Source organism: Mesorhizobium sp. M8A.F.Ca.ET.165.01.1.1, from assembly GCF_004792065.1.
Taxonomy (GTDB): Bacteria; Pseudomonadota; Alphaproteobacteria; order Rhizobiales; family Rhizobiaceae; genus Mesorhizobium.
The window spans coordinates 1-18094 of sequence record NZ_SRTH01000017.1; the positions used below are offsets into that span (position 1 = coordinate 1).

14 protein-coding genes and 4 pseudogenes are annotated in these 18094 nt (G+C 58.5%); 15 read left to right on the forward strand and 3 right to left on the reverse strand.

Annotated features, from left to right (window positions below):
• The 7 genes and pseudogenes from EN808_RS29980 to EN808_RS30005 form a co-directional block, all read left to right on the forward strand.
• Positions 1-132: pseudogene (locus EN808_RS29980) on the forward strand (IS481 family transposase); the annotation flags it as partial.
• Between the two features lie 265 nt (positions 133-397).
• Positions 398-1576, forward strand: a complete 1179-nt coding sequence (locus EN808_RS29985; protein WP_164759124.1) for a cytochrome P450 — start codon at positions 398-400, stop codon at positions 1574-1576.
• Between the two features lie 29 nt (positions 1577-1605).
• Positions 1606-1728 (forward strand): annotated as a pseudogene (locus EN808_RS37245) (ferredoxin); the annotation flags it as partial.
• 138 nt (positions 1729-1866) lie between these two features.
• Positions 1867-2454, forward strand: a complete 588-nt coding sequence (locus EN808_RS29990) for a nuclear transport factor 2 family protein (RefSeq protein WP_126083656.1) — start codon at positions 1867-1869, stop codon at positions 2452-2454.
• Between the two features lie 148 nt (positions 2455-2602).
• Positions 2603-4204, forward strand: coding sequence for an SDR family oxidoreductase (locus EN808_RS29995; protein ID WP_063169384.1), 1602 nt, complete (start codon positions 2603-2605; stop codon positions 4202-4204).
• A 138-nt stretch (positions 4205-4342) separates the two neighbouring features.
• Positions 4343-5395, forward strand: a complete 1053-nt coding sequence (locus EN808_RS30000) for an LLM class flavin-dependent oxidoreductase (RefSeq protein ID WP_024505249.1) — start codon at positions 4343-4345, stop codon at positions 5393-5395.
• Entirely contained in the window at positions 5382-6008 is a 627-nt protein-coding gene (locus EN808_RS30005; protein WP_029356557.1) for a nitrogen fixation protein NifQ, read from the forward strand. The genes EN808_RS30000 and EN808_RS30005 overlap by 14 nt, the downstream gene beginning before the upstream one ends.
• Here the strand turns inward: EN808_RS30005 and rpoN are convergent.
• Together rpoN and EN808_RS30015 are read right to left on the reverse strand one after the other, a co-directional pair.
• Positions 6005-7438 (reverse strand): RNA polymerase factor sigma-54, encoded by a 1434-nt coding sequence (gene rpoN, locus EN808_RS30010; protein WP_126063822.1) that lies wholly within the window; start codon positions 7436-7438, stop codon positions 6005-6007. The genes EN808_RS30005 and rpoN overlap by 4 nt on opposite strands.
• Positions 7439-7506: 68 nt before the next feature.
• Positions 7507-8040 carry a peroxiredoxin gene (locus tag EN808_RS30015; RefSeq protein WP_029356553.1) on the reverse strand — a complete coding sequence of 178 codons (534 nt, stop codon included), beginning with the start codon at positions 8038-8040 and terminating at the stop codon, positions 7507-7509.
• 1174 nt (positions 8041-9214) lie between these two features.
• Here EN808_RS30015 and EN808_RS30020 point away from each other — a divergent pair.
• The 4 genes and pseudogenes from EN808_RS30020 (at position 9215) to EN808_RS30035 (ending at position 14054) form a co-directional block, all read left to right on the forward strand.
• A complete protein-coding gene (locus EN808_RS30020) occupies positions 9215-9526 on the forward strand; it encodes a hypothetical protein (RefSeq protein ID WP_206437555.1) in 312 nt (103 codons plus the stop codon).
• Positions 9527-10358: 832 nt separating this feature from the next.
• Positions 10359-11474: a histidinol-phosphate transaminase gene (gene hisC, locus EN808_RS30025; RefSeq protein WP_126063823.1), complete on the forward strand. Its 1116-nt coding sequence runs from the start codon at positions 10359-10361 to the stop codon at positions 11472-11474.
• Between the two features lie 94 nt (positions 11475-11568).
• Positions 11569-12603, forward strand: coding sequence for an LLM class flavin-dependent oxidoreductase (locus tag EN808_RS30030; RefSeq protein ID WP_095484287.1), 1035 nt, complete (start codon positions 11569-11571; stop codon positions 12601-12603).
• A gap of 244 nt (positions 12604-12847) precedes the next feature.
• Positions 12848-14054: pseudogene (locus EN808_RS30035) on the forward strand (IS3 family transposase).
• Positions 14055-14067: 13 nt separating this feature from the next.
• On the opposite strand, the pseudogene EN808_RS30040 reads toward EN808_RS30035, so the two are convergent.
• Positions 14068-14185 (reverse strand): annotated as a pseudogene (locus EN808_RS30040) (transposase); the annotation flags it as partial.
• Between the two features lie 492 nt (positions 14186-14677).
• Between EN808_RS30040 and queC the strand changes: the two are divergent.
• From queC to EN808_RS30060, 4 genes are all read left to right on the forward strand, one after another.
• Positions 14678-15376: a 7-cyano-7-deazaguanine synthase QueC gene (gene queC / locus EN808_RS30045; protein ID WP_063170389.1), complete on the forward strand. Its 699-nt coding sequence runs from the start codon at positions 14678-14680 to the stop codon at positions 15374-15376.
• Positions 15376-15732, forward strand: a complete 357-nt coding sequence (gene queD / locus EN808_RS30050) for a 6-carboxytetrahydropterin synthase QueD (protein WP_126063824.1) — start codon at positions 15376-15378, stop codon at positions 15730-15732. Before queC ends, queD begins: the two co-directional genes overlap by 1 nt.
• 5 nt (positions 15733-15737) lie before the next feature.
• Positions 15738-16463, forward strand: coding sequence for a 7-carboxy-7-deazaguanine synthase QueE (gene queE / locus EN808_RS30055; protein ID WP_164752747.1), 726 nt, complete (start codon positions 15738-15740; stop codon positions 16461-16463).
• 770 nt (positions 16464-17233) lie between these two features.
• The gene (locus tag EN808_RS30060) at positions 17234-17986 is read left to right on the forward strand and encodes a carbonic anhydrase (RefSeq protein ID WP_135917746.1); all 753 of its coding nucleotides are present in this window, start codon (positions 17234-17236) and stop codon (positions 17984-17986) included.
• Positions 17987-18094 lie beyond the last annotated feature (108 nt).

The following is an 18094-nucleotide window of genomic DNA, read 5'->3' on the forward strand; positions in this document are numbered from 1 at the left end:
CACCGCGCCGCAGAGTTGCCGGTCTGGCTGCACAGATACAATTGGCACCGTCCCCACGGGAGCCTAAAGTCCAAAACACCTATCAGTCGCCTCGCTCTAACCGAGGACAACCTGTTGAGGCTCCACAGCTAGCGATCCCACCAGTTGAGTTGCTCCAAGTCGGTGTCTAGCTTTCTACATTCTGTGTCCGACGCTGGACAAGAATGTTGCAATCCCGACCAGCAAGTCAGCGCAGGCGCCACCTGTTGCCCAGCAAACGGCAAGGATTATCGAAAGACGAATTCGGCACGGAGCTTGCACCAACGATTGCATGCAAATGCCGACAGCATCTCATGAACGGTCTCTCGATTCTGGCGCGGTTAAATCGCGGCCGGTTCCAGATCATGTCCCGCCCGAAATGGTGAGGGACTTCAGCCTGTTTACGTCGCCCGGCATGTTGCCGACCGCTAACGGGGATCCGCATGCAGCGGTTGCTTGCGTTCATGCCGGGCCTCCGATCTTTTATTCAACCAGCAACACGCGCGACGGTCGGGGTACCTGGGTCATCACTCGCGCGAGCGACCAGCGCCGGGTGCTGCAGGACACCGAAACGTTTTCCAGCCATCGCAGCATCTTCGCCTCTGTGCTCGGCGAGAGCTGGCCGATGATCCCGCTTGAGCTCGATCCGCCATTCCACGGTGTTTTTCGCTCACTGCTCAATCCGCTGCTTTCGCCAAAGCGGGTAATGGCATTGGAGCCGGCTGTCCGGGAACGAGCGATCAAGCTGATCGACAGGATCGCCGCATCAGGCACGAGCTGCGACATCATGAAGGATTTTGCAGTTCCGTTCGCGGTCAATATCTTCCTTCGCTTTATTGGGCTTTCGGACAACGGACTAGAAACATTTGTCGGCTGGGCTAGAGATCTGCTCCACGGCGATAAGGAGCAACGACCACCCGCAGCCCGGACGATCGTGGCCTTCATCGACGAACTTGCCACCGAGCGCCGCAAGGAGCCGGTCGATGATTTCATGACCTTCATCGTGAAGGCAAAGGTCGAGGGTCGTCTGCTCAGTGACGAAGAAGTCCGTGGCATCGGCGTGCTTGTGTTCGTCGCGGGACTCGACACGGTCTCAGCAGCCATATGCTTCGACTTGGCCCATCTCGCGCGCAACCCCAAAGATCAGGAATTGCTACGAAGCGAACCGGACCGGATTGCCGTCGCTGCGGAAGAATTGCTGCGCGCCTATTCGACCATTCAGATGATCCGAGTGGCAACGAAGGATGTCGACTTCAAAGGCGCGCCGATCCGCAAGGGAGACTATGTTTCCTGTGCCACGATGATTGCCAATCGTGACCCGGCGGAATTCGAATGCCCGAATGAGATCGATCTGGCGCGCGAGGACAACCGGCACGCTGCCTTTGGCTATGGTCCCCATCGTTGTCTTGGCTCACACCTTGCCCGGCGGGAGATTGTCATTGGCCTGGAGGAGTGGCTGGCGCGCATCCCAGCCTTTCGGATCAAGACAGGGACTGAACCTATCACCTTCGGCGGCCATGTGTTCGGGATCGAGAATCTGATCCTGGACTGGTCCTGAAGTTTCAGCCAACGACATTGGAGTTCGCTATGCGTGTCGTCGTACATAAAGCCAGATGCCAGGGTCATGCGCGCTGCTGGGCGCGGGCGCCGAGAGTCTTCAAGCTTGATGACGCCGGCTACATCTTGCCCGGTGATATTGATGTTGCCGATGGGGAGCAACTGCTTGCCTCAAAAGGGGTACGAGCCTGCCCCGAACAAGCTCTGGAAGTTGACGAGCCCCCCGCTAACTCAGTTGTAGAGAGAGACACACGCAAAGTGCAGACTGGCATCGGGAAGGATAAAACAATCATACAATTCGCGACAGACCCTGTCGACCACGCGAAAATTACCGAACTGCGTGACCGAGAGGCGATCCGCAACTGCCTGTATCGGTACTGCCGCGGGATAGACCGCGCCGATGAGGCGGCGCTGCGTAGCGCATACTGGCCCGAAGCGTATGACAGGCACGGTCCCTATTGCGGACCGGCAGAGGACTTCATCCAATTTGCTCTCGGTCTGCCGGGGCACCGTAACATCCATCAAATCACGAACAGCCTGATCGACTTCATCAGTTCAGCAGAGGCCGCGGTCGAGAGCTATTTCACCGCGCTGCAACGCGGACCGGATACAGACCAAGAAATACGTCAGACGCTGCTTTGCGGCCGTTACTGCGATCTGTTTCAGAAGAGGCAGGACGAGTGGCGAATTGCGGAACGGACAGTCGTCTACGATTGGGTTGAGGAGCAAATCCCGCCAGCGATTCTTGAGGCAGATAGGTTCGGCCGGCGACAGCCGATTGGAGCACAACATCCAGACGATCCCATCTACCAGTTGCTCAAGGGTCACATCCCCACCGACCAAGATGGCGTCGAGGGTCCCCAACTGGGAGCTGCATAAGTGGGTAGAAATGGAGGATGAGCGCCCTACGGGAACGACATCTGTGTGGGGCCGCAACTGGCGGTCACTGCAACGATTTGGCTCGGCCCTTCATTCCGCCCAAGGTTGATGGGCTGAGATCACAAGCGGTCATCGTGGAGAAGCTCTCGTGAAACTGGCAGCACGCACCGTAATCATCACAGGCGCTGCGGGCGGGATCGGCCGTGCCCTGGTCGATATCCTTGCCGCGGACGGAGACACTGTAGTTGCGGTGGACCTTCCGGGCAGTGGTGTGGTTGAACTGGCTCGGGATCTCGGGTCGCCGCACGTCGGTCTGGAGTGCGATGTGTCGCGAGAGAAGGACATGCTCTCACTTTTCGGCCAGGTCGAAGCACGGTTCGCGCAAATCGATGTCCTCATCAACAATGCGGCGGTTGGACCCACGATGGATAGGATCATCGACACCGCTGTCGATACCTTCCGACGCGGCGTGACAGTGAACCTTATTGGGCCATTCGTTATGGCCCGGGAAGCGGCGCGGCGCATGAAGCCGGGCGGTGCGATCGTCAATGTGGCTTCGATGGCGGGCGTGGTCGGCAATCCCAGGCGCAACGCCTACGCAGCCTCGAAAGCTGGCGTGATCTCGTTGACAAAGTCCCTTGCATGCGAGTGGGCTATGCGAGGAATCCGCGTCACGGCGGTGGCGCCGGGCTCCGTCCGCACCCCAATGGTCACAGAACTGGCACGCGCTGGCAAAATGGACCTCGCGGCGATACGCCGCCGCGTGCCGATGGGGCGCTTGGCTCGCCCCGACGAGATCGCCAGGGTCGTGCGTTTTCTGAGCAGCACGCAGGCGCGCTACATCACCGGCTCGGTGCTGGCAGTCGACGGAGGCTGGATGTCATTCAACCAGCCGGGGGATGCTCACCCGCCGGTGGATGGTGCGCTCCAAGCCGAGCTCTCCTGTCCGGCCGAATGCACAGATGCGCGAATCGTGCTCGTCACCGGTGGCGCAAAAAGCATTGGCGCGGCCGTCGCTCGCCGCTTTGCCGCGAACGGCGACACCGTCGTGATTGCTGATAAAGATGGCACTGCAGCGGCAGAGCTGGCTACATCGCTCCCCGGCAAGCATCTGGCGAAATCGCTGGACGTGGCCGTCGAGAGCGATGTGGTGTCGATGTTCGAAGAACTGAGGGGACGCTTCGGGTATATCGATGTTCTGGTCAATAGTGCTGATACCGCCGACAGGATTGTGCCTGCGATCGAGCAACTGTCGAAACAGCTCGAACACGTCCTGGATGTCAACCTTACCGGCGCCTTCACCTGCGCGCGCGAAGCGATCAAGGCTATGCGCCCGGGCGGCGTGATCCTCAATCTCGGGTCGATCGACAGCTTTCTGCCGTTCGCGCCGCGCCATGCCTACGGCGCCTCCAAGGCGGGGATGGATATGCTGACCCGTTGCATGGCGGCCGAACTCGGGCCGGTCGGAATTCGGACAGCCACCGTCGCTCCTGGCCACATCCGCACGCCCGCACTTGCTCAGTTGGCCAAAGCCGGCCGCATCGACCTGACAGCAATCGGACGACGCATCCCCATGGGCAGGATGGGACGGCCAGAAGACGTCGCAGATGCATCGTTCTTCCTTGCTTCGTCTGACGCCTCATACATCAACGGCTCGATCCTCTACGTGGACGGCGGCTGGACCTCGTTCGGTGATGCGGGAAACGCCAGCGAACTCTATGACGAATGTTTTGCGGAGGCCGCAGGTTAATTGCCAGGCCTTCGCAGGGCGACCGGCCGAGCATTATGAAGCCTCGGCTCCACGACGCACCTGAGGTGCTTGAGATCCAAGCATGTGCATGCCGAGCACATTCCCGGTCGGCTGACGTGTCTATAACGAGGAGAAATCATGGAATTTGCCACTTTCATTCTGGCCGCCCAGCGTGGCTATCACCAATCCTCAGAAAGCGTCATCCGCAACTCCATCGAACAGGCCGTCGCTTCGGAGCAGGCTGGGTTCAACACCGCGTGGTTTGCTGAGCACCACTTCAACAATTACAGCCTCATACCATCCCCGCTGATGATGGTGGCGCACTGCGCCGGCTTGACAAGCACGATTCGCCTGGGCACTGCCGTCTGCGTGCTGCCGCTTTACCAACCGCAGCGCCTGCTGTCCGAGATCGGCTTCGCCGACATCGTTGCGAACGGCCGTCTCGAGCTCGGCGTAGGCTTGGGATACCAGCAGTTCGAGTTCGAACGGTTCGGCGTGGACATCGATGAGGCGCCGGCCGTCTTTTCGGAATACCTGGACATCATTCTCAAGGGCCTCAACCAAAACGTCTTCGAACACGACGGCCAGTATGAGAAGATCCCCCCAACAGCGATTTCGGTCCGCACAGTCCAGCAGCCGACGCCGCCTATCTGGATCGCTGGCGGAGCCGCACGGATGGCTCGGGCCTACCGCGAGGGGCACAATTTTTTTGTCACAGCCTTCCACGACGGCTTAGAGACTTTGACCACACTGCGTGAATCAGTCGAGAGGGCGGCGGCATCCGAGGAAAAGAACGTCACCGACGTCAAGATATCGCTGCTGCGCTGCTGCTATGCCAGCCACGACGAGTTGGAGATCAACAGCTATCTCGACAATGCCCGCTTCCAGCGCCGGCTTTCTGAAGCCCTGCATCAGCGCCGCCAACAGAGCCACGATGGCTACCTGCTGCAGGAGACACCGACCCAGCAGGATCTGTCCTTCGAGACCATGCGCAAAAATTTGCCGATTGGCAGCGTAAATCGCGTGATTGATCGCCTGCTGGAAGAGATCGATATCTTGAAACCGGACCAGATCGCAGTTCAGACTCAATTGGGCGACTTCGACCAAAAGACGATGCTGCGCCAGATCGAGCTCTGGGGCGACAAGATCATCCCTGCGGTCAACAAGGCGCTTTGTCATGCCGGAAGCTGAAGCCGGCCGTTACGATGATGGCTGCCTATCCAGCGCGCAATGGCGTGGGTCCGAGCTAGGGAGGAGCTTCGATCAGCATGTGCTGCCCTGCGTACATTCACGTTCGCTTGAGGAGGTCCAGGCGGGCGAGGTGTTGGCGACGGAGGGGACAGGCCTTTCGTCTGTCGAATTGCGTGATGTCTTGGCCGCAACTTTCCCGTCTACCTCCAGCAGCGTATTCGCTTTGGAGGAGTTGAGCGAGCCCGAGCCGGAACTGGAAGAGGAGCTGCTACGCCGGCTGCTGCTAGCGCATGCTGCGCCGGCCGACCCGGCGAGCGGCCGCTTGGCCAAGATCATCGCCCGGCGTGCGATGCGCACGGACCATCTTTGGCGGGATCTTGGCCTCTCAAATCGCGCTGAGCTCAGCCGCCTGCTTGCCAGACATTTTCCCGCGCTGGCGGCAGGCAACACAGAAAACATGAAATGGAAAAAGTACTTTTACCGCAAGCTGTGTGAGGCCGAAGGCTTTTCGTCATGCACTGCACCCAGTTGTCGGGAATGCCAGGACTTCGAAAGCTGCTTCGGCCCGGAGGAAGTTGAGAGTCGCCTCTCGCCGACCAGGAATGCCGGTTAGTCACTTCGCTTGATCGCAGCTGCGGACAAACGCTTATCGCGGCGCCGTAGTATGGAGGAAGGGATGTTCATCGCCTCGCGATATTTGGTGACGGTACGGCGAGCGACATTGATGCCGGTCTGCTTGAGCTGAGCAACGATGTCTTCGTCGGAAAGTACCTTGTCGAGCGATTCTTCGGCGATGATTGCCTTGATCCGATGGCGGACAGATTTGGCGGAGTGCGCGTCGCCGCCCTCGCAGGATGCGATTGTCGCTGTGAAAAAATACTTCAGCTCGAACACCCCGCGCGGAGTTAACATGTACCTGTTCGAAGCCACCCGGCTTACCGTCGACTGGTGCATTTTGATCCCGTCAGCGACATTTTTGAGACAGAGAGGCCGCAGATGGGCGACGCCGTGTGTAAAAAAGGCATCCTGCTGGCGCACGATTTCGGTCGCAACCTTAAGGATCGTCTTAGCGCGCTGCTCGAGGCAGCTGATCAGCCAGTTCCCTTTTTCCTGGCAATGGTCGAGAAACGCTTTGCCTTCCGGATTTTGATTGGTCAGCTGCGAGATTTCGGCGACATAGGTGTGGTTGATCAACACTTTGGGCAGCGTGGCCGGATCAAGCTCCACCCGCCATCCACCTTCGGACTTGGGCATTACCCAGACGTCCGGTACGATGGTTTCCGGCGTCCCGGACTGGAACCGGTCTCCAGGCTTGGGATCGAGCGCGCGGATTTCGTTCCTCATGTCGAGGAGATCCTCCTCGTCGACTCCGCAACGCTGCTTCAATCCCTGAAAATCCCCCCGTGCAAGCATCTCGAGATTGGCGACCAAAGCTGCCATAGCCGGGTCGAACCGGTCTTGCTGGCGCAGCTGAATCTCCAGGCATTCGCTGAGAGTTCGCGCAAAAATCCCCGGCGGATCAAATTGCTGCAAGATTCCGATGACCCGTTCCACATCAGCTTGCCGAACGTTTAACCTCCTGGCCAGATCGAAAAGGTTTACCTGAAGATAGCCAGTGTCCTCCAGATGGGCGGCGAGCTGTCCGGCAATCAGCCGCTCCTGGGGGGTGAACGGGGTGAGGGCGACCTGGCGGGCGACATGGTCGTGCAATGTTTCGGTGTGGGCGGTAAACTCCTCGACGGCAGGTCGATCGTTGCCGCTACTGCGTTGCGACTTCCATTGCCCGCGCCCGCCAGACGGCCCGCCAATGGGCGATTCGCCGATTTCGCTTCTGCTTTGACTGCTCCGCTGATCCACCCCTGACAGCGGCGAATCGTCGTCAAACGGGTCAGGCTTCAAAACGGGGTTCCTCTCGAGTGCCTGCTGCACGAGCTGATGGAGTTCAGTATGCGTCAATCGCAGCAAGCGAATAGCTTCAATGGCTTGAGGCGATAAGACCATACGTTGCTTCTGGCGTTGAAGCAGGCTTGCTGAGAGATGCATGTTGAACCGTAATCTGCCGAGGATGCTCTAGTGTGTGCTTGGGTTGTGTGAGACTTGCCACTTCTGGGTCATGCCGCCGCCTTCAGTTTGTCGAGAACGTTTTGCGGGGATGAAACGCCATAGGGGTCCGTCTCGCAGTTGTCACAGAAGCCTTCCTCCTCGAACCACTGCTCCACCACGCCATCGTCGATCAGAGCGGCGTATCGCCAGGAGCGCATGCCAAAGCCCAGATTGTCCTTCGCGACCAGCATGCCCATTTTGCGCGTGAACTCGCCCGACCCGTCTGGGATCAGCTCGATCTTCTGCAGCCCCAAGGACTTTCCCCACGCATTCATGACGAAAGCATCGTTGACCGAGACGCAGTAGATCGCGTCAATTCGCAGTTCCAGAAATTGATCATAGAGTTTTTCGAAATCGGGCAGTTGGAAGGTCGAGCAGGTCGGGGTGAAGGCGCCAGGCAGCGAGAACAGGATGACGCGCTTGCCCCCGAAATAATCGTCGGAGGTCTTGTTCTCCCACCGATAAGGATTTGGCCCCCCGATCGACTCATCGCGAACACGCGTGCGAAAGGTCACGAGAGGAACGTTCTTTCTGTCGGTCATTGATTTGCTCCCAGGCCAAAGTGGTACGGTGCATTTTTCGGTTAAACTGAAGCGGCATCGACTTCGGTCGACAGTTCCGGCAGCCTCGCGCCTTGGCGTGGTTGCCTCGGACCGGTCTTGTGCAAGACCGCCCCCGAGCAGGCACGTTTAAAGGCGACGAGCTTCCGCGGAGACGGGGAATTTCGCTCGCGTGCTTTATCGAGCTTTGAGAGGTAGGCATGGTCTGCAACCGTGATTTTGACTGCGTTCTATCGACCGAGTCGCAAGCGCCATGCCAATTGACCCGATGCCTTGGGTTCACTTCGGTTTTTGCAGCAACTTTCGTGTTGTGCAGTAATGCCGGTCGATATTATTGCTCAAGCAGCACTGGAAATTGGGTGCGACTCCGTTCGGCAAACCCGGCCTTTGTCCGAAGCCGGACACGAATGTCGGAAATAGCCAAACGCCAGGATCTGGGGCGGGTTAAGAAACGTTGCCGTGGGCACCGGCTTCAGCACAATTGCGCCACGCGAGCATGGCTCCCAGCGTCAATGCCGTGCAGCAGCGAGACGAAGTCACTGCAGAATATCAACCTCTGCGAAGTCGTTGAAACCCAGCATGTGCGAGCCGTTCGAGGCGCAGATCAAGGCATGCTCGAGGAAGAGCTCGTGCTCTCGGCAGCAAGTGTTGCGACGTCTGACAAGGATCGTCGCGCTTCAAGGAAAAGAACCTGAATGGTGCACGGCTTGTGAAGGCCGGCGCATGGAAATGGCTGGGCTGATCATCCTCCATGAGGGTTGAATGAAGAGCTGGCCCCTATCTCCCTCAGCTGCAACGGGGGGAGGTAGGGCATGTCCGTCTATCGCGCTGGGTAACATTCCTCGGTGAGGCAATAAGGGGGAGCAATTTCTCATTTCGGCAGACACGACCCAGCTCTCCTTTCATGCGCTGATTCCCCCAAGGGAAATCGCGACTCCAGGCTTCCTATGCAGCGAATCGCGGTGCTGTCCGATGTCCGACAATGTCGGATGCGGATCGTAGCTGGGCTAGATCCGTCACTTTGCCTCGATGGTTTCCCACTGGCCTTATATCTGCTTCGCCCCAAATGCGGCGACATAACCTGTGCGGCATCTGTGAATGGATCGACTTCAATCGAGACCTCGGAGGTCCCGATGCGCGAAGGGAGCTTGCCGATATGACGGCCACCATAGCGAACCACGGTCCGGACGACGAGGGGACTTGGATCGGCGGGCCTGCGGCGCTGGGACACCACCGCCTGGCAATCATCGATATCCAGGGCGGCCGTCAGCCGAGGATGCTCCAGGAGGATGGCCGACCTGACTTGGTGCTCGTCTACACGGGTGAGACTTACAACTACCGCGAGCTGCGTCAACAGCTGGCCGGCCTAGTCCATCGCATGAACACGAGCAGTGACACCGAGGTGGTGCTGCACCGCCCCCGCGAGTGGGGCTCTTCGGCGGGTACACTTTTTTCACGAAATCCGTGAATGTTTCTCGCGACATCATCCCGCAATCGGTGGTGCAGCGGGTGAAGAGCCCGTATCCGGCTATCCAGAATGCCGCCTACGACAAAATACTACGTACGCGGTTCACTGCGATGCTGGACGACCTAGTGCCGGCAGTGGCACCGCTGTTGTCCGTCGACAGGTCCCGCGCTTGCTCGGTGCGACCAACAACCTTAAGCGCTAGGGCGTAACCTGACCCTGCAAGATCTCCTCACCGACTATAAGGTGCGCCTCACGATCTGAGACGATGGGACAGGATGGCTAAGGAGGTGCGCCGTCTTGCATGCCCCGCCACCGAGGCGAACCCTCTTGGCTACGCGCGCCACAGCGACGCTCCATATCGTCAGGCCTGCGTCTCATGCTCAGATGAGCCGGTATTTGGCTCTCTCATCAGCAAACCGAGAGAGCCCATGCCAAGACGGAAGCAAGCAAGACGAACGAGCGTCAGAGATATCCTGCGCCTGACCCATAAACAGGGCAGTCCGGTGGGCCAGGTGGCAGAGCAACTGAGGTTCGGCAAGACTTCGGCTTCCACCTATCTGCGGGCGCTGGAGACGGGCTGTCGTGCAGGCCCTGCATGCGGCTTTGAGGACGATGCGATGTTGAAACACCGTCTGTTGCGCCGAATCGGCCGTCGGCCACACGTTGGGTCGTCATCAGGTTCTCGACAGCTTGCCGGTGTCAAATCCAAACCGTGGTCGGCGATCCCCACCAGGGTGGGAAGGCAGCGCTGATATAGCCGAACGTCGATCAAGTCACGATCAACTATTGCCTCATGTCACATGCCCTGCGGGACTGAAAAACGGAGAAGAACATGTGCGATGCAAAACTGAAGACCGTGCTTTCGCTTTTTTCGCCGGTGGCCAGCAAATTAGATGCTCTCTCGTCCAACGGACCAGCGACGGATGCAAATTGCGTTAAGCTAAATACGAACGAGAACCCGTTTCCGTTGCCGAAGAGCGTAATGCAAAGTGCAATTGCTGCGATCGAACACCAGTATCTTTATCCGGAAGACGACAATCTCAGCTTAAGGGCAGCTGCCTCCGATGCTTACGGATTTTCCAAAGATCAGGTGATTGCCGGCAACGGTTCGTCGGAGCTGCTCGGACTCATCTACAGAGCTTTCCTCGCCCCAGGAGATAGAGTGGCGATGCTGTCGCCCGGATTTTCGTTCAACCGTAAACTTGCCATGTTGCAGGGTGCCGAGTTTCTCGAAATCGCATCGAGCGAAGCTCATCCCCTGCCGATAGAAAAACTGCTGTCCGGCCCCGCAAAAGACGCGAAGTTCATTCTGTTGGCTAATCCGAACAATCCGACCGGAACATTCGTGCCGGTGGCCGAAATCGAACGCCTTGTGGAGCAAGCAGATCGCTTGGTCGTCTTGGATGAGGCCTACGTTGACTTCGCACCCGACAATGCCCTGCGCCTCGTCAATAGACATCCGAATCTTTTGATCTTGAGGACTTTTTCAAAGAGCTATGCTGCTGCTGGCGTGCGAGTCGGCTTCGGTTTCGGTCACCCAGAAATCATTGGCAGGCTGCGCAACATCCAGAATGTCTTCAACATGAACGTGATCGGGCAGGCGGTCGGGAAAAGCATTCTTGCGCATCGCCACGCCTACGAAGAGAACCACAGGCACATCAAGCATGAACGACAGCGAGTGACCCTGGCGCTGTTGCAACTTGGCTTTTCCGTAACACCCTCCCACGCAAACTTTTTGCTGGCCCGTGTGCCGGCGGGACAGGAGGGCTCATGCTGGCAAGCCGCGTTGAAAGAGCAGGCGATCCTCATCGCCAGCTTTCCTGACGTAGATTTGAAGAACTGTATTCGCGTCAGCATTGGCACCACAGAGCAGATGGACAAATTCCTTGCTGCCGCCAAACGCGTCTGTATGAGCTTTAAGAAGAATCGCGGTGTGCACAAGCATTAAGTCAATTCACATTAAGCGCCAAGTAATAGGTGCTGATATGTCGCCAGCTATGATGATTAGCGAATAAATAATAGGTAATTTGGAGAACAATTAATTGAAGAAAATTTCCGCTTCGGGCCTGACCTTCGGCATCTTCGATCATCTGGACGAAAACGGCGATGACATCGCACAACAATATGCAGATCGGCTGAGCCTAGCAGAAGCGTGCGATGGCTATGGCTTTTATGCGTATCATCTCGCCGAGCACCACTGTACGCCGCATGGCAGAGGTCCATCACCGAATTTGTTCTTAGCGAGCGTCGCCCAGCGAACCCGCAGTCTTCGTGTTGGTCCCATGGTAATGCTACTTGCGCTCTATCATCCGCTGCGTGCCTTCGAGGAGATCTGCATGCTTGATCAGTTGAGCGGCGGCAGGCTTGAACTCGGCATAGGGCGCGGCTCTGCTCCCACTGAATTGGGATACTTCGGGGTTGCTGTAGAAGCAGCACCAGAACAGTATGCGGAGGCCAGTGAGATTCTCATCAATGCGATGAAAGGCGGGACGCTTTCTTATCAGGGCCGCCACTTTGAGTTGAAAGATGTTCCGCTGACGTTGAGACCTCACCAATATCCCCATCCGCCGACATGGATCGCCACCAATCGACCCGAGCCGGCTAGCTGGGCCGCTGCGAATGGGGCAAACATCGCCTGCGTCGGACCTTCCACTTCTGTTCGCAGCGTTACCGACGCGTTCCGCGCCGCCCGAATTCACGATGCTGACATTGGCCAGCAAGCGCCATTTCTTGGATTGCTCCGAATGGTGGTGATAGGGCGTTCTGAAACAGATGCGTATTTGCTCGCAGCACCTGCCTATGAACGATGGCTCAATAGCTTCAAATTTCTATACGAACTAAATGCCATTTCCACTCCACCAAACTTGCCTTTGAACTTCGATGCAGCAATTGAAAGTGAATTGTGCGTCGTGGGAACGGCAGATTCTGTCCGAAAAGCTCTCCTTGATCAGCTGGAAGAGGCAGGTGCTAATTATCTTCTGTGTCAACTGGCATTTGGGGATTTGCCGCTGGATGCCTCACTATACACCGCATCGGCCATTCGATCCGAAATCATGGCTCGAGTTGCCGCATCGTGAATCCGTCGTGTGATTGGAGGAGCAGCGGCAGCGCTGCTCCTCATTGCGAAACGGTTGTGGGGGCCGGACTCCTGTCAGGTGTAAACCATTGGAGCACGTCCTATCTGATCCAGGTCATATCCTGCGGCTTTGAAGTAGTTGGCACATTCGGCTGGGGTGAAGAGGTCGACGACCGCGCCGAGGCCTTGCCCCTCTGATCTAATCCGGTTTGAAGTTCGTTCTGGCCCATCCAGAGGATCAGGACATGAAACGCAGCCGCTTCTCTGAAGAGCAGATCATCGGAATTTTGAAGAAACACGAGGCCGGGGTATCGGTTGGCGATCTGTGCCGCAAGCACGGGGTCAGCGACGCCTCGATCTACAATTGGAAGGCCCGCTTCGGCGGGATGGATGTCACCGAGGCTCGGCGACCTGAAGGGCTGGAGGACGAGAACACGCGCCTGAAGCGGCTTCTGGCCGACGCCATGCTCGACAATGCCGCGTTGAAGGACCTTGTGGGAAAGAAATGGTGACGCCCGCCGCCAAGCGGAAAGCTGTCGCTCGCCTGAAGGAAGGCTTCGGGATGAGCAAACGGCGGGCGTGTAAAGCCATCGGCTGTTGCCGCATGACGGTTCGCTACCAGACCAGCAGGCCGGACGACCGGGAGGTTCGCGAGCGGATGAAGGCGATCGCGCAGGAGCGTCGCCGGTTCGGCTACCGGCGTCTTCTCGTGATGCTGAGGCGGGAGGGCCTGGTCGTGAACCACAAGAAGCTGTTCCGGCTCTATCGGGAGGAGAAGCTCGCCGTTCGCCGCCGTGGCGGCCGCAAGCGGGCGATCGGGACCAGGGCGCCAATGCTGGTGCCGCTGAGGCCCGACGAGTGCTGGTCGCTCGACTTCGTATCGGACCAGCTCACCGACGGGCGCCGCTTCCGCATCCTGGCCGTCGTCGACGACTGCACGAGACAGTGCCTGGCACTCATCGTTGATACGTCTCTCTCGGGCATGCGGGTTGCCCGCGAATTGGACCGGCTCATCACTAGCGCGGCCGGCCCAGGATGATCGTCAGCGACAATGGCAGCGAGTTCACCTCGAACGCCATCCTCTCCTGGGCGGATCAGAACCGCGTCGAATGGCATTACATTGCGCCCGGCAAGCCGATGCAGAATGGCTTCATCGAGAGCTTCAACGGCCGACTGCGCGATGAACTGCTCAACGAGACGCTGTTCACCTCGCTGGCTCAGGCGCGCGTAGCCATCGCCCTGTGGCACGCCGACTACAACACCGCGCGGCCGCACTCCCAAATCGCCTGGCAGACCCCGGCCAAGTTCGCCAGCACCTTCAATCCGCGACGGTCGCTCGCGCTGCGCTATGCCAAAGGCTCCGCGCCAGCGCCCGTCGCTTCACCCGCCCAGCAGGGCACAACCCACGCCGGAAACGAACTCAAAACTGCTGGGGCAACGTCAGTCCCATAGAGCCTTGATGGTCGGCCTTTGCTCGCAGCAGCGCCTTAGGTTGGGCGAAGGCGTTCTCAATCGGATTGAAGTCGGGACTGTAGGGCGGCAGGTAGAGCAGGCTCGCCTGCGGCCTCAATCGCGCCGCGCAGGGTTCTCCAGGCGGATGTCGCCAATGTCAAATTTGCTGGCATCCATGTCGCCCTCGCTTTCTGGTTCGAGATCGGAAAATCGCCGAATAATCAGCACATCAACCTGCGCCTGAAGGAGCTCACTGCCACTTTCGGCTGGCGGGGTGTGCCGCCCCACAATTAGAATGTCAATTGTCGTGCCAACCGCACAAGCGAAGGCCAGAAAGCCAACATGTGTTCTGCGGCTTAATTAAGAGTCAGCCGATGTCGGCCGAACATCACCTTGTCTCGAAGTCGACGATCCGACAGCAGATTGCGAAAGTTGGCGCGATGCGAAACAAACTGCTGAAGCGCTCAACTTTTATTGATCACGCGTGTTGGACGCGACGCACTCCCGTTCCAATCGGGCTGAGCGCAAATTCTCCCGGTTCACAAAACTGAGTCGCTGGAGTAGTGGGGGCGCAGAGAAATCTCCGGTCGCAGCCTTACCCGGTCAAAACAAGGATACCAATGATGAAGACTCTCGCCGTCTGCTCTGGCGGATTGGACTCCGTTTCCCTTGCTCACATGGTGGCAGCGGAGCACGAACTCACCGGCCTTCTATCTTTCGACTATGGCCAACGGCACAGGAAGGAATTGGGCTTCGCCGCTCTTTGCGCGCAGCGACTGAAGGTCCCGCACCAGATCATCGACATCGGCGAAATTGGCCGTGGCCTTTCCGGCTCAGCGCTGACTAGCAGTATCGACGTGCCGGACGGCCACTACGCCGAAGACACGATGAAGATTACGGTGGTGCCGAACCGCAATGCCATCATGTTGGCAATCGCCTTCGGTCTCGCCGCCGCCCACAGCGCCGAAGCGGTGGCGGCGGCCGTGCATGGTGGGGACCATTTCATCTATCCCGATTGCCGTCCGGCCTTCATTGAAGCTTTCCAGACAATGCAAGACCGCGCGCTCGACGGCTATGCGCAGATACGCCTCTATGCACCGTATGTGAATCTCGGAAAAGCTGACATTGTTGCGGATGGCGCAAGATACGGCACCCCGTTTGCTGAGACCTGGTCCTGTTACAAGGGCGGCGTGCGTCACTGCGGACGATGCGGGACCTGCGTCGAGCGGCGCGAAGCGTTCCATCTCGCCGGGCACGCTGATCCCACCGACTACGAGGACGCCGATTTCTGGCTTGAGGCGCTGCGCAGGAGGCGCGCGTAATGTTCCACATCACCAAGGAATTCCACTTCTCGGCCTCGCATCAGCTCACCTCCTTGCCTCCCAACCATCAATGCGCGCGCCTGCACGGGCATAACTATGTCGTCGTAGTGGAGCTGTCGGCCAAGGAACTGGACGCCCACGGCTTCGTGCGCGACTATCACGATCTGGCGCCGCTCAAACGCTACATTGACGAGAGCTTCGACCATCGGCACCTCAACGACGTGCTGGGACATGAGAAGGTCACGGCGGAATGCCTGGCCAGACATTTCTATGAATGGTGCAAGGCACGTCTGCCGCAGACCGCGGCCGTGCGCGTTAGCGAAACACCGAAAACTTGGGCGGAATACCGTCCGTGACCGACATGCATCCCGCAATCCGTGTGAGCGAGATATTCGGGCCGACTATCCAGGGCGAGGGCGTGCTCATCGGCTTGCCGACGGTGTTCATCAGAACCGGCGGATGTGATTATCGCTGTTCATGGTGCGACAGCCTTCACGCGGTGGACAATCAGTATCGCCATGAATGGCTACCGATGCCGATCGATGCCGTGTGGCAAACCGTCCATGCGCTTTCCGGCGGCAGGCCGGTTATGGTCTCCTTGTCAGGCGGCAACCCGGCCATTCAGCCGTTCGGTCCCCTCATAGAACGCGGCCATCGCGAGGGCTATCGTTTTGCACTGGAAACGCAGGGTTCCGTGGTGAGGGAGTGGTTTGCGGATCTTGACGTGCTGACCCTTAGCCCAAAGCCGCCGTCCAGCGAGATGACCACCCGTTGGGCTGCGTTTGATGCATGCCTCGAAGCGGCGCAAGAGAAGCCGCAAATCGTGCTCAAGCTCGTCGTTTTCGACGAGAGTGACTATGCCTACGCCAAAGAAGTCGCGGCGAGATATCCGCACCTTCCGATCTATCTGCAACCCGGCAATCACACGCCGCCGCGCCCTGGCAGTGAAGACGCCTCTGTCGACTTGGACGGAATAATGATGCGAATGGAATGGCTTGTCGAAAGGGTGACTAGCGACAGGTGGTTCGAAGCCCGCGTGTTGCCGCAGCTGCACGTTCTGCTTTGGGGTAACAAGAGGGCGGTCTAGTCTGCGGCTTGCGTCGCACCGGAAGGCCGGGCTCCAACGGCTTGGCAGGCTCTCTTCGCGTGCCGAGTACAGCCGAGCTTTGTTCGCGTCAGCGGTCTCGCGATTGTGCGGCTGGAAACCGCCCGGACACCCCGCTGCCGGCGTGTGTCACCTTGACTCCGATGAGCTGTCGTCACGCAAAGTTGAAATCCGCAAGAACTGGCCTTCTCGCCCCACCTGCTCCGTCGCAAGCACGTCATCCCCTCATCCTTGTCCAGCTCTTATCGATGTATCTCATTGTCCGGCCTGACGCACGACTGTCAGCATGGGAATGCATCCATTGCGCAAATGCCTTCCATAAAGAAGATCGATTTCCTCACTGGCCCAACGTGAAATATAGCAACGTTTTCGTGGCGTGGGTCGGCTGCGTCGGGAGTAGCGATGAAAACGTATTAGGGTCGCCTGCGTCTCCTTGGGCAGCGAGTGTAAAGTATAGCGATGCGGCCTCCGGCGCGAACGGCAGCCGCGCAGTGATCACCTTCGCCTGTGCCTTTGCGGCGGGGGTCAAGCGCTGGTCTGCTCAAATTTTTTATCGTTTAGCTGGTTGAAACTGCTCCCGTTGCGGGCTGCAGAAGCCGGCCAGCCGAGAAACGGCAGCCGCACTTATGAAAGCACGCCAAGGCATGCGGGCATCTATCAGTTGCAAAGGACAATACTGGCCGCGCCGATTGGCCATCACGCGTCCATTAGGGCAGCCACCAACATCAGTTCGCAAGAGGAGCAAAAGTAATATGTATCGTCGTCACCTGATCAAAGGGTTGGTTGCGCTCGGCGCATGCCGGATTTGCGTTCAAGCCGCCCAAGCGACCAGTGCCCATTGGGGGTACACCGGTCCGGTCGGACCGGAGCACTGGGCTGATCTGGATAAGGAAAATTTCGTATGCTCTGCCGGCACGCAGCAATCGCCGATCAATATCAACAGCGCGGTCAAGGCGGATATCCCGCATATCGCCATCGGCTGGCACAAGGGCGGCGGCAATATGGTGAACAACGGCCACACCATTCAAATCAATATGCCACAAGGCAGCACGCTGACCCGCAGCGATCGTGTCTACGAACTGGTACAGTTCCATTTCCATGCGCCAAGCGAACATAACGTGGCGGGCAAGAGCTTCCCGATGGAGGTGCATTTCGTTCACAAGGACACGCAAAGTGGTACTCTGGGCGTGCTGGGCGTCTTTTTAACGCCCGGCGCGACAAATGCCAGCTTTGCTGCCCTTGCTGCGGCCTTTCCCGAACTGCCGAATGGGGAGGTGACGATCGACGAGGTGAATCCCAACTGGCTTCTGCCAGCCTCGCTTGGCTATTGGACTTATGAGGGCTCACTGACGACGCCGCCGTGCACCGAAAACGTCGAGTGGATGGTGGCGATGGAACCGGTTGACGTTGATCCGGCAGACATCCAGCGATTTGCCTCCCTCTACCCGTCGAACGCGCGCCCTATTCATTCACCCAATCGACGCTTCATCCTGCGCCAGAGTTGAGCGCCGCCCCAGCGGTTCCGCACGGTCCAACATTCTTGGCACAAGTTGGCGCGAAGCCTCCTCTTCCGGTCTGGCGGTCTGACGGCGCTCCCCAAGCTGGCTAGTCTA

Bases quoted from the DNA above. Each gene is read 5' to 3' on its own strand.
- EN808_RS30015 (WP_029356553.1), bottom strand. From the start codon at position 8,040: ATGACCGACAGAAAGAACGTTCCTCTCGTGACCTTTCGCACGCGTGTT.
- EN808_RS30020 (WP_206437555.1), top strand. From the start codon at position 9,215: ATGACGGCCACCATAGCGAACCACGGTCCGGACGACGAGGGGACTTGG.
- queC (WP_063170389.1), top strand. From the start codon at position 14,678: ATGAAGACTCTCGCCGTCTGCTCTGGCGGATTGGACTCCGTTTCCCTT.
- EN808_RS29985 (WP_164759124.1), top strand. From the start codon at position 398: ATGGTGAGGGACTTCAGCCTGTTTACGTCGCCCGGCATGTTGCCGACC.
- queD (WP_126063824.1), top strand. From the start codon at position 15,376: ATGTTCCACATCACCAAGGAATTCCACTTCTCGGCCTCGCATCAGCTC.
- EN808_RS30005 (WP_029356557.1), top strand. From the start codon at position 5,382: ATGCCGGAAGCTGAAGCCGGCCGTTACGATGATGGCTGCCTATCCAGC.
- EN808_RS30000 (WP_024505249.1), top strand. From the start codon at position 4,343: ATGGAATTTGCCACTTTCATTCTGGCCGCCCAGCGTGGCTATCACCAA.
- rpoN (WP_126063822.1), bottom strand. From the start codon at position 7,438: ATGCATCTCTCAGCAAGCCTGCTTCAACGCCAGAAGCAACGTATGGTC.
- hisC (WP_126063823.1), top strand. From the start codon at position 10,359: ATGTGCGATGCAAAACTGAAGACCGTGCTTTCGCTTTTTTCGCCGGTG.
- EN808_RS30060 (WP_135917746.1), top strand. From the start codon at position 17,234: ATGTATCGTCGTCACCTGATCAAAGGGTTGGTTGCGCTCGGCGCATGC.
- queE (WP_164752747.1), top strand. From the start codon at position 15,738: ATGCATCCCGCAATCCGTGTGAGCGAGATATTCGGGCCGACTATCCAG.